This is a genomic window from Colwellia psychrerythraea, from assembly GCF_000764185.1.
Classification (GTDB): domain Bacteria; phylum Pseudomonadota; class Gammaproteobacteria; order Enterobacterales; family Alteromonadaceae; genus Colwellia; species Colwellia psychrerythraea_B.
This window is the reverse complement of sequence record NZ_JQEC01000004.1, coordinates 150,172-162,483: the sequence shown is the minus strand read 5'-3', so window position 1 is coordinate 162,483 and position 12,312 is coordinate 150,172. Positions and strand designations below refer to the sequence as shown.

Below are 12,312 nucleotides of genomic sequence, written 5' to 3'. Positions count from 1 at the left end.
AAAAATAGACTCATATTAATTCTCTCAACACTTAATTGGTTTCATTAAGAAAGTTTATATTTCGATTCCAAAAGAAGTAGTAAGTGAAACTACCCATATCCTGCAACTATATGTAGCCGAACTATACTATATAGTATTGAAGGAATAGGAGCTTGCTATGATTAAAGCGCTTGCTATCAATAAGGAAACTTATTATTCAGTCAGTTTTTTATTAACAATTGCATTACTCACTTTAAGTCCAACAAAAGCAGCGCAATTAAGTGTTCAGCTTGAAAATGATGGCCTATTTGCCAGTGATGGTAACTATACCAATGGCTTTTCTTTAGCTTGGGAAAGTAAACCATTACAAATTTATCACCAACACCTCACACTCAGCATGCCATTATTGCTTCAGTGGCAATATGTTCTACGTTTACCGGTAAACAACAAGCAAAGTGCTTGGGGAGTAAAAGTATCCCAGCGCATGTGGACACCTAGTGATATTGGCATAACATATTCGCAAAGTAATGATAGGCCTTATGTTGGTTTAGTCGAGTTAGAAAGTCATACCGCAGATTACAGCTCATCCTTTGCACAAAAAAACTGGTTAACTTTGGGCATAATAGGCCCGAAAGCAAGGGCCGAAAGAGTACAAACAAAAGTACATAACTTTACCGGCTCGACCATGCCTCAAGGCTGGCAGTATCAAGTACAAGAACAAGTAACCGCACAATTTGCCTATGAAGTCGACAGCCTACTCTATAGAAATAAAACATATTTCAGCCAAAGCCAATGGGATGTCAGTGGCTTTAGCCATATCGCTTTGGGTAATCTAGAGACCCAAGCAGCTGTTGGTTTGTTGTTCCGCTGGGGAACCGAGCTTTCTAGCTCTTTCGGCCGTCTCAGCAGTCACTTCGGCCATATAGGAAATTTAACGGAAGTTATTCCTGATAGTCATATAACCATACATGCAAGACTTGCCCTTGGTTATCGGTTTCATGATTTATCTATTGAAGGTAACTTACCCTATGAGTCATTAGTTGAACTTCAACATAAACAAGCGAAAGCAACTGCAGGCTTCACTTGGTCACTTGATAACTTAGCCCTCACCTGGAGCCTTAATACCTATACTCGCACTTACCAAAGTGATACCAAACCTTGGCATAGCTACGGCTCACTTACTTTAAGCTGCGCTTTGTAATTTCCTCATCAAAAGCCTTATTTTTTATATAAAAATAAATACTTGTCTTAATCGTCAGGGTAATCAATATTGACTCCTGCTGCACTATATTCAAGAATAATCGAGTAAATACTATGACACTAGGTCGAGAAAGTGTTTTTTAGCAATTTTTTTAATGATTTAAATTTATCGGTTGTATAAGGTATAACCTTATGAACAGCAATAAATTAATTACACAAAAACACTTAGGATATACATGTACGATCCCCTGCTTGATGAATCAATTTCCGCTAATTCGCCTTACCCTAATAGTTATTGGGCTTCTGTTACAGAAGCTAATACTACCGGAAAACCGCCAGCTGATGATGGGCAACTAAATAAGGATATCAATGTAGATGTTGCCATTATCGGTGGGGGGTATACCGGCTTATCAACCGCACTGCATTTAGCACGAGAGCACGGTATCAAAGCAACCGTACTAGAAGCTAACCGCACCGCTTGGGGGGCAAGTGGCCGAAATGCGGGCTTTATTTTAAAATCCTCTGGTCGGAAGTCTTACGCAAGCATGCAATCGCAATGGGGAGAAGAAGTCATGCGCGGTATTTACCAAGAGATGTGCGCTGGTGTCGAAACCGTCAAAAGTTTGATTAACGAAGGCATTGATTGTGATCCTCAAGACAATGGCTATATTCGTGTCGCTCACAAACCCAGCATGTTCAAAAGTTTACTCGAGGCTGCAGCGCTGCAAAAACAGATGTTCGGTTATGACGTACAAGAGTTATCCCGTGAGCAATTACACCAAGATTATATGGCAGATCAAAATGCTTATGGGGCTATTCGATATCAAGATGGCTTTGGCATCAACCCATTAAAACTTGCTTGGGGTTATCAGGACATAGCAAGAAAAACCGGTGTCACCATTCATTGTGATAGCCCAGTAAATAAAATCCAGCAGGACTACTCTAAAAAGTCTGGTCAGCAAAGCCAAAGCAAACATATATTGCACACACCCAATGGTATTGTAACAGCTAAAAAAGTCGTTATTGCTACTAATGGTTATACCGCTAAAAACTTTCACCCATTAATCAAAAGTAAAACCCTACCCGTTTTATCACAAATTATTGTCACTGAGCCCTTAACCGATGAGCAATTAGCCGCTTGTAACTTTTTAACCAGTAATGTCATCATGGATACTCGCGCATTAAAATATTACTATAGAAAACTACCTGACAATCGTATTTTGTTTGGCGGTCGCGGAGCTATAACGGGCAAGAATGCTACAGACCCCTATTATGCTAATCGATTGCTCTCAGTATTAAAATCCAACTTCCCTGCCCTAGTTTCATTAAAATATGATTACGCTTGGTCTGGTTGGTTGTGTATGTCATTAGACGACATGCCACATATTTATCAAAATGAGCAGCAAAGTGTTTTTTATGCTATGGGGTATTGTGGTAGTGGTGTATCTTTTTCTGTGCAAGCAGGTAAACGTTTAGCGCAAATGGTTGCTGGAGTTACTGTTCCCAACTTGCCCATTTACCAAACACCATTAACAACATTTCCCTTTGCGCCATTAAGACGTGTTGGTCAATGGAGTTATTTCCAGTACGGTAAAGTCAAAGATCGTTGGTTTTAGGGTAGAATAAGTTTTAACTGAAATTAATAACTATACCTGCTTCAACTAGGCCTTTTCAGCATTAGGGTCTAGAGTGAAGAATGGCCTAATATTAACACTTGTTTCAATAAATTAATTGTATACAATATACCTACACTTGTTACTTTTCAGCTTAATTAGTTGCTGGAATTTTGAGTAATTACCCAAACAAAGTAAAATGTCCTGAAGGAAAGTTATATGACCATTGGTATTGGTGGCTCCACAGCCGAAATTGAATTAAGTAAATTAACTGATATGACAGGTGATATTTCACCTATTTCAGTAGCAGAATATCAACAACGTATCGCGAAAGCGCAACAACTAATGCGTGAGCAAAACATCAGCGCCCTATACCTTAATGCTGGCACTAATTTGACCTATTTTACTGGCACTGCTTGGTATGCTTCAGAGCGCTTAGTAGGCGCAATATTACCAGCAGAAGGTGAGTTAGTTTATATAGCGCCTTGGTTCGAAGTAAGTACACTATCAGGCTTTATGCAAATAAAGTCTGAAGTCGCTAGCTGGCACGAACATGAGTCACCTTATGAACTTGTTATCGATGTACTGAAGAAAAATAATTGCGCACAAGGTACAATTTCCATCGATGAAGCAACCGCATTCTTCGCTGTTGATGGCATGATAAATGCTGCAAAAGCTCAAAACCTTGACCTTAGCTTTACGAGTAGCAAGAGCATTACCGCCGAATGTAGAATGATAAAATCTGCCAGTGAAATCGCTTTATTACAGCGTGCTAAAGATATGACTATGGTAGTACACCGCGCCGTAGCCAAAATTCTAACGGTCGGCACCACTACTGCACAAGTAACTAACTTTATCAATCAGGCTCATATCAAACTAGGCGCTCCTAAAGGTTCATCTTTTTGTATTGTTTTATTCGGCCAAGACACAGCTTACCCACATGGTGTCAAAGAGCCTAAAACTCTTGAATTTGACGACATGGTATTAATTGATACCGGTTGTTTAGTACAAGGTTATAACTCAGATATTACCCGTAGTTACGTGTTTGGTGAAGCGAGTGAGAAACAACGCGCTGTATGGTTACATGAAAGAACAGCACAAGTGCAAGGTTTCGAGGCAGCTAAAATCACCTCTCCTTGTGAATCAGTTGATATAGCGGCGCGTGGTTATCTCGAAACGCAAGGTTATGGCCCAGACTACCAAGTGCCTGGTCTGCCACATCGTACCGGTCACGGTGTTGGTTTAGATATTCATGAATGGCCATATTTAGTACGTGGTGATAAAACCCCACTAGCTGCCGGTATGTGTTTTTCTAATGAACCGATGTTATGCCTTTACGGTGAATTTGGTGTGCGTTTAGAAGATCACTTCTACATGACAGAAGCTGGACCAAAATGGTTTAGTGAGCCGGCTCACTCAATTGACAACCCTTTTGGTTATGAAGAGTAAGTAAGTTAGGTCGTTCTATTGAGTGTAATGCTCAGTAGAACAACTTTCCCAGTGCTAAAATAATAAAAATTCGAGGTATCAATGAGTAATAATAAAAAAGCTATAATCACAGTGCTGAGTGGCACTTTTGCTTTGGGGGCTTACCTTATTGCCGATTCAGTTATGGCCGGTCAGGCTGAAACTCCCGCCAAAATACAAACCACTGATAACTCGAAACTGGCAAGCATTGAGAAAATACTGACACAAGTTCATCATTGTAATAAGTCTATTACCATCCGCTCACAAGCTTTATCAAGTGATAAAATTGCCGAGTCTTGTAAGGATCTTATTGCCCAAGAAGAAAAATTTCATCAAATATTCAATACGCTTAATAAACCAGTTAAGAATGACAATAATACTAGCCTGCGCGCTAACTTTTACAGTTCAAATGCAGAGTATGTAAAATATGCTACAGCACATTTTAATATGCCCACCAACAATGGCGGTATGTACCTAGAGGGTTACCCTGATAAAAAAGGCAACCATGCCGAGTTTGTTGCATATGAGCGCAATGGTGGTTTATGGAATTTAACCCATGAATATATACATTACCTTGATGGCCGCTTTAACCGTTATGGTGATTATTGCAATGGTTTACATGATGACCATGCTGGTCCTGAGTTTTGTCCAAAACCTAACGCTTCATACCCACATGGTGTTTGGTGGTCAGAAGGTGTTGCTGAGTATATTGCCTGGGGCAAAGATAATGGCAAAGCAGTAAAAGTAGCCGGCAGTAAAAAATTCCCATTAAGCGAGTTATTTAATACCAGTTATAACAATAACAACGATAGTGAGCGTGTATACCATTGGGGTTATTTAGCTGTACGTTTTATGATGGAAAATCATCGAGATGAAGTAGAGAAGAGCTTAGTTTTATCACGTAAAGGTGATTGGACTGGCTACCAAGATTTAATGCGATCTTGGTCAACGTCAATGGATAAAGAATGGTTTATTTGGTTAGACTCTCTTGCCGCTAATGCTGACAAGTCAGCTAAAACAACGCCATAATACTTTTTTAATTTTCATATAATGAACCGCCAAGCTTAGAGGTTTTTCTCTGTTTGGCGTCATTGTAATGAATATACAAGGGGCTATATAACGCCTCACCTCGTATTGGAATCCCTTAATATCTTACTCAGCAGAAAATTCAATAACGAAGGTAAGCAATTATTCCTGCCCTTGCTATTTGAGGATTAAACTATGGGGATGAGGCTTAGAGTATTTAGGCAGATGATGTAACAACCCCATGAAAAAAGACGCCAATTTACACTGTCATATGCTCTATAAGCTCCACGTACACCAGAAAATAAGGATAACGCCCCGACTACAATGCCTGTACAGGGAAGCATTCTAACTTTAACCCGCAAACTCACTTTTGGAAGTGAAGAATTAAACCAGCTAGGTTCATTATTTCTAAATATCAAACAGAATTTTTATATTTTTACCCTATTACAAGGGCATTGATCATTTCTATTAGGGGATCAATATTAATATCTTAAAATAATTTATAAATGAATGGAATAATTGAACAACATTTACCAACTAAATTTACATAACACCTTAAGAAGGGGCTGAGTCTTTTATTAAGATGTTACGGGTACAATAAGTGCTATTAGTAGACTAATACTTCACTCTATTCCATTGTTCTTGAAATAAACTACTTATGCATAGAATTATTACTCTTGACCCATTTTTATTGTTGAACACCGTTGACATCCTTCCATTTAAAAAGATATTGCCCATTATGTCCTGCTTGAGCTGTACGATCTGATGCGTTTAAACCAAATTCTCGCCCACCCACTTTAGACAATCCCAACGATTGACAGCAAAGCCAGTGAAAATCCAGTTTTTTTCCGTAAACTGCAGTACAATTGGCCATGACATCACTTAATGAAATACGTGTTTTGGGAGCTACAGGCAAAGTATGCAATATATAGGGAGAAACGCCCCCACCCCAGCTATGGGCGTTATTGACCTGTCCTTGAGTGAGAGATGATATCTGTAAATTAGGGACAGTCTTAAATGCGCTATGTTCTGATTCTGTTTTCGTGTATGTACCTGCCATAATTTGTTTTACCATTGTTGCATTAAGTAATTTGGCAAAGTGGGTATAAAAGGTTAGTGAACAATTTGAGGGTACTTTTGTGTAGCCCATTGATGGTTTCCAACTACCATGTCCGTGAAGATAAACTATTGTCATCATTATGCTCCTTTTTAGATACTTATCGTTCATCACAATTAAAGTGTGATGATGAGAGCAAATATCATACAACATTCAAGGCAAGCTAGAGAGGTAAAGCGGAATAAAATTTTATACTGAATTAACACAAAAGTTACAAATCTCACCAAATCATTAGTCAGTTTATTATTAAACAGTAAAGAAGTTGTCCATTAGAAAACATCCTTGTTGCTAATGTCAGCTAGCGCACAAAGTCCTCTTTAATATCAAGGAGTACGTCAACCACCATTATTGACTACACTCTCTCCTATTATTGAAACAATGTGACTACTAATATGTATTCACATGAGTAAATATGTGCACAGCATAAAATACTGTTCATAAAAAAGGCGCTACCTTTAATGAAGGTAGCGCCTTTTTTATTTATCATTAATAATGTTGAACTTTGACTAGCGAAGCTGACTAAACAGACTAAGTTGCTAAAGAAAAATAATAATAAACTAGTCAGCTAACTTTTCTACTACGCGATGTGCAGCAACTAAGTCACTTATTGCGGTACCAACAGATTTGAATAACGTTATTTCATCATTTGATTGACGCAACAATGATGGCGTTCTACACATATCAGCTAATTCACCAACAATATCGTCTTTGTTAAAAGCGCCTTCAGCGATAGGCATTAGTAATTCACCCGCTTCATTTAAAGTGTTAGTTAGGCTATCAACAAATACTCTAGCGCGAGTTACTGTTGTAGTATCGCACTCACGGGCATCTTTCATGTGATTACCTAAACAATCGACATGAGTACCCGCACTAACAAGATTACCGTCAAATAATGGCGTTTTAGCGCCCGTAGCACAGCAAATAATATCTGCATTAGTAACTTCTACACTAATATCAACACTGGCCTTAAAAGTAATCTCTGGGTACAATGCGCTAAATTCGCCAATCAAGTCATTCACTTTTGCGCTATTACGCCCCCACAGAGTAATCTGCTTAAGATTACGCACAGATAAATGTGCTTTAACCAAATAACTCGCCAAGTTACCCGTGCCAAATAACATCATATTTTGGCTATCTTCTTTAGAAAGAAGCTGACTGGCTAAAGCTGAGATAGCCGCTGTACGCCAATAAGTTACACTAGTGCCATCAACCAATGCTAATGGCTCACCCGTTTGGCGTTTAAACAACATAATTTTAGAAAACAAACCAGGTAAGTCATGCTGAGCAGCATTGTCTGGAAAATAAGTAAAAGCTTTGTTGCCAATTACTTTATCATTCCATGAAGGCAATAAGGCAAAAGCATCATGGTTGTCATTGTCTTCTGGCGCTAAGCTAAATACTTGACGCTGTGGCATATGAAAAGGTTTGCTGAAGCTATTTTTTAATAACGGGACTAACTCGACAAAGTTAAGGTTTTGGTGAACTTGTTGTGCGCTAATAATTTTCATTCTTTACTCTTATTTATAATTCATTTTTTAGGTATTAGACTTGGCCGCAGAAAGCTCAATTAGTCCTTTGGGTGATTTGGTGATGATTTTCAAACCATCGTCCGTCAATACCACATCATCTTCAATACGCACACCACCCCAACCTGGAATGTAAATACCTGGCTCTATGGTAAAAACACAGCCCTTTTCAATGGCGGTATGGCAATCTGGACCAATAAAAGGCTGTTCATGCAAAACTAGGCCAACACCATGTCCTAAGCCCTCACCTGCATATTGTTTATATTCACTGTTTAGTAATATATTTGCTGATTGTTGATATAAGTGACTACCTAAGACCCCCTCGACGACTTCATCAATGGCTGCTTGTTGTGCAGAATGTACTAATTGATAAACATGTTTTTGCTCAGCGCTTGCTGGACCAAAAACAAATGTACGGGTCATATCAGAGCGATAACCATTAACCACAGCGCCAAAATCAATTAAGATAATATCACCCAGCTTTAATTGTCTGTCACCTGGAATCCCATGCGGTAAAGCACTACGTTCACCAAACAATAAAATGGTGGCAAAAGACACTTCTTCAGAGCCAAGCAACGCCATTTGATAATCAAGTTCAATCGCTAGCTCTCTTTCGGTAACACCCACTTTAACTGAGTTAAGCATGGTAGCTAATGCGGTATCACCAATTTTGGCGGCTTGCTCCATTAACGCTATTTCAGTATCTGATTTAATAAAGCGCAGCGCTTCAACCGCGCCACTCAACGGCTCTATTTCACTAAGCTTTGTCTGTTGACTAATCTGCTGATGAATTTGCTGCCATTGCATTACACTAATATGTTCGCTCTCAAAAAAGAGCGTCTGGCAATCATCATGAAAAAGCAGTTCTTCAATCAGTGACGCTAAACTCTGATTAGCTCTATCGCGACAAATCACCTTAAAATCCGTTGCTTGTTCTTTAGCTTGTTCGAAATAACGGTAATCAGTTAATAGATAATTAGCCTTGCTGGTTAATAATATTGTTGCCGCATGGCCAGTAAAAGCAGAAAGGTAGCTGATGTTAATGTCACTAAAGATCAGCATGGCACTATTCGCCTTACTTAAGACTTTATCTCGTAACTTATCGAGTGAAGTTTCTAGTGATTTACCCAGTGATTTACCCAGTGATTTTGTTAAGTTCATAATACTCCTCAAAAATTTCTAATCGAAACTTTATTATTTATACTAAGTTGAATAATCGCTTGTTAACTTTTAGCTATCTTAATAAAAAACCATATTTTAACGGGTCAGCGCTGTTAATCAGCCACTCACCTTTACCGCAAATATAAGCATCGCCGGTGACTTGTGGTATAACAGCATCAAAGCCACAAAAATCGAGTGTATCCACAGCACTAACACTAAAAGGGCTGGCCAATATGCTCTCAATAGTTATCGCTTCATTTAAGGCCACTTGCCCTTTAGCATAATGTAGAGCTATACGACCACTAACACCGCTACCTGTGGGGCTTCTGTCTAGCTCACCATCAGCAAAGATACACACATTACGTGAATGAACGTCTTTATTTGGCGAATCATCAATAAAAATCACCCCATATAAAAAGCTTAACCCTGTGGTCGTCGGATGGGTAATAGTTAGCTCAGGTACTGTTGAATCAATAATAGCTTGTTTAATTTTACGGCCATAATCAATGAGTTTGTCATGCTGCGCTGGCACTAATGACAAACCAAGAGTTGATGCTTGAACGTAGGCATAAAAAGCGCCGCCATAAGCGATATCAAATTCAACGGTGCCAATACCGTCTACTTCAATTTCCTGCTCTTTAGCATAAACAAAGGAAGGCACACATTTAAAACTAACCTGCTTTACCACATCATCTTCGCTATAGGCCAAAGCATGAATTTGGCCACAAGGCACATCAATCACCACCTTGGTAATGTCACCTGTTCTAGCAACGACACCCGACTCAACGGCGGTTTTTGTTAAGGCAATCACCGCATGGCCACACATTGTGCTATAACCTTCATTATGGATAAATATCGCGCCAAAATGACTGTCTTCACGTTCAGCACCCGTAATAATTGCGCCGTACATATCAGCATGACCACGTGGCTCAAACATTAATGCTCGGCGTAGATCATCATAGTTTTCTTTACACTCTTCGACTTTTGCTAAAATGCTATTGCCTTTAAGGTCTGGAAAACCGCTAGTGATAATACGTAATGGCTCACCACCGGTATGGCATTCAAGTGTATTAATCTTTAAAAAATTTTCTTGCTTATCGTTAGGCTGCCACTGTTCAAATTTTTCAGCGGCTTGCGCTATATTATTACTCATAGATATGACTCATTGCTTTTACTCTTTAATATTCTATTTATCCTGCATTTATTTGCCACTATTGCTATTTCTAGCAACAGTGGCTTTATAGCTATTTCCTTAAGCTACCGATGTTGACTGCTCAGTTGATTGTTCTGGTAATTGCTCTTTTTGTGCTAACTGCTGTTTTCTAATATCGCTGACAAAATGTTTATTAAACAAATAAAAGGCAATACAGGTGGCGAAACCAAGCAAGGTGATTATGCCCCACATCAGTTCCGGGCTCTCTAATTCAACAGCAAAGTAACCATATAACCAACCAGAGAGTAAACCGGCAAACAAGCTACCTAATGCCATAGAGACAAAGTAATAGCCCATAAACATGGCTGCTTTATCTTTCGGGGCAAAACTTGCCACATACTCTTGGCTTTTCGGTGTTGCTGTCATTTCTCCGACAGCAAATACAATGACCGAACAACTCACCAATAGACCCCCAAAAATAATGCCATGAGCAAAACCTTGCATTAACATCGACAGTGATAAAATAGCAGTACCAACAATCAAAGAAGGCAAAGCTTTGAACTTATCGATAAAGTGACTAATACCAATTTGAAAAATAATGATCATCAGAAAATCTAAACTTAAAATAGTGGCAGGATTCACTTGTCGGTACTGTATTGACCATTGCTCAGCAATATCTTTACTTAGCCCTTGCGCAGCTGTCATATCGCTAGCGAGCATTGATTGACTAATTTGACTAAAGCCATTAACAATTTGCTGCTCAGGAATACGAACATCCAACGCGCTAAGTGTACTGGTAATTTCTTTTAATGCCGCTTGGCTTTTCAAGGCATCAAGCTCGTTGAATTTTGTTACCAAGCGCATAATTTCATCGCTTAAAGTTTCAATATTCACTGCGGTGAAAACATCATGTAACCAAGGGCTAACGCTATGAAGCAATGAAACTAGATCAGAAGTATCAACAAAATCACGAATATAGACAGGTAAGGTAATAAAAATTTGGAAGTAAACAGTCCAAAAACCCGACAGTATTAATAAATATGCCATAAACGGTTTATTTCCTATGCTCATTTTTTGTAAATACCATGGCTGTGTGCCTTGCTGATTTACCCGTGAGGCTGACGCTTGGGTTTGACTGTCTTTAATAACCAATTTTGCAACAGCAAGATCCCAAATAAAAGCAGCAACAATCAATAAAACTGTGGCTATTAGGGTGAATTCACCGCCTATATAACCCGCATAGAAAGCCACAAGTATGATCAACAAAGGCACCACTAATAAGGCGAGACGCATATTGCCCAACACTTGCTGCATTTCATGAAAAACTTGCTTTAAAGGTTTATTTTTACCATGACGTTCAGGCTCTTTATAGAAAAATAACGCAGGAATAAAGTTCACTGAAATCCAAATGCAGGCAAAAATAAACACCCACTGCCAGCCATAATTTTTTTGAATAATGGGTGCCAATAACGGGCCTAAAAAGCCGCCAACATTAACCATCATATAGAAAATACCAAAACCCAAACCGCGGTTAGTATCATCGGTTGTTCGGCTAATGGTTGCGGTGACTACCGGTTTAAATATGCCAGCTCCGAGCGCTATCAACATAAATATGCTCATAAAGCTGCCTAAGTCTTTGGCATAACCTAAGAAGTAATAACTTGGTGCCATCAAAGTGAAAGACAGCAAAAACATTTTGCGATAACCAAATCGATCAGCGAGTGCGCCAGAAACCACAGGAAAAAGGTAAAGAAAGAAAGGCACCACGCCCATAATCAAGCCTCGTTCGGTATTGCCTAAACCTAAACCACCTTGCGTAGCGGGCGTCATGATATAACTGGCGAGTAAGGTATACATACCGTACCAAGCAAGTCGCTCAAAAATTTCCATGGTATTAGCAACATAAAATGCTTGTTGAAAAGGACTTCGTTTGGTTAGGCTCACTATCTTATCCACCATTTGTTAATATTGATTTTTATTATTATTGGTCTGTCTACGAACAACATTAATCCTGTTGATTTACGTAATACTACATATGGCATAAATCAACAGCATGAATGTCAAAAAAAA

At 39.0% G+C, this 12,312-nt stretch carries 9 protein-coding genes; 4 read left to right on the top strand and 5 right to left on the bottom strand.

Features of this window, described 5'->3' with window-relative positions; translation table 11 throughout:
• Positions 1–157 precede the first annotated feature (157 nt).
• The 4 genes from GAB14E_RS19550 to GAB14E_RS19565 all read left to right on the top strand — a co-directional run bounded on the left by GAB14E_RS19550 (position 158) and on the right by GAB14E_RS19565 (position 5,288).
• Positions 158–1,180 carry a lipid A deacylase LpxR family protein gene (locus GAB14E_RS19550; RefSeq protein ID WP_052093435.1) on the top strand — a complete coding sequence of 341 codons (1,023 nt, stop codon included), beginning with the start codon at positions 158–160 and terminating at the stop codon, positions 1,178–1,180.
• Between the two features lie 235 nt (positions 1,181–1,415).
• Positions 1,416–2,795, top strand: coding sequence for an NAD(P)/FAD-dependent oxidoreductase (locus tag GAB14E_RS19555; RefSeq protein ID WP_033080737.1), 1,380 nt, complete (start codon positions 1,416–1,418; stop codon positions 2,793–2,795).
• A gap of 216 nt (positions 2,796–3,011) precedes the next feature.
• On the top strand, positions 3,012–4,241 hold the full coding sequence (locus GAB14E_RS19560; RefSeq protein ID WP_033080736.1) for a M24 family metallopeptidase: 1,230 nt from the start codon (positions 3,012–3,014) through the stop codon (positions 4,239–4,241).
• An 81-nt stretch (positions 4,242–4,322) separates the two neighbouring features.
• Complete coding sequence (locus GAB14E_RS19565) at positions 4,323–5,288, top strand: collagenase (RefSeq protein WP_033080735.1); 966 nt, start codon at positions 4,323–4,325, stop codon at positions 5,286–5,288.
• A gap of 685 nt (positions 5,289–5,973) precedes the next feature.
• On the opposite strand, the gene GAB14E_RS19570 is transcribed toward GAB14E_RS19565, so the two are convergent.
• The 5 genes from GAB14E_RS19570 to GAB14E_RS19590 form a co-directional block, all read right to left on the bottom strand.
• Positions 5,974–6,483, bottom strand: a complete 510-nt coding sequence (locus GAB14E_RS19570) for a putative adhesin (protein WP_156115651.1) — start codon at positions 6,481–6,483, stop codon at positions 5,974–5,976.
• 476 nt (positions 6,484–6,959) lie between these two features.
• Positions 6,960–7,910, bottom strand: coding sequence for a bifunctional Delta(1)-pyrroline-2-carboxylate/Delta(1)-piperideine-2-carboxylate reductase (lhpI, locus tag GAB14E_RS19575; protein WP_033080733.1), 951 nt, complete (start codon positions 7,908–7,910; stop codon positions 6,960–6,962).
• 27 nt (positions 7,911–7,937) lie between these two features.
• On the bottom strand, positions 7,938–9,089 hold the full coding sequence (locus GAB14E_RS19580; RefSeq protein ID WP_052093434.1) for a M24 family metallopeptidase: 1,152 nt from the start codon (positions 9,087–9,089) through the stop codon (positions 7,938–7,940).
• Positions 9,090–9,162: 73 nt separating this feature from the next.
• Positions 9,163–10,242 carry a proline racemase family protein gene (locus tag GAB14E_RS19585; RefSeq protein ID WP_033080732.1) on the bottom strand — a complete coding sequence of 360 codons (1,080 nt, stop codon included), beginning with the start codon at positions 10,240–10,242 and terminating at the stop codon, positions 9,163–9,165.
• Between the two features lie 99 nt (positions 10,243–10,341).
• Positions 10,342–12,186 (bottom strand): MFS transporter, encoded by a 1,845-nt coding sequence (locus GAB14E_RS19590; RefSeq protein ID WP_033080731.1) that lies wholly within the window; start codon positions 12,184–12,186, stop codon positions 10,342–10,344.
• Positions 12,187–12,312: the final 126 nt, after the last annotated feature.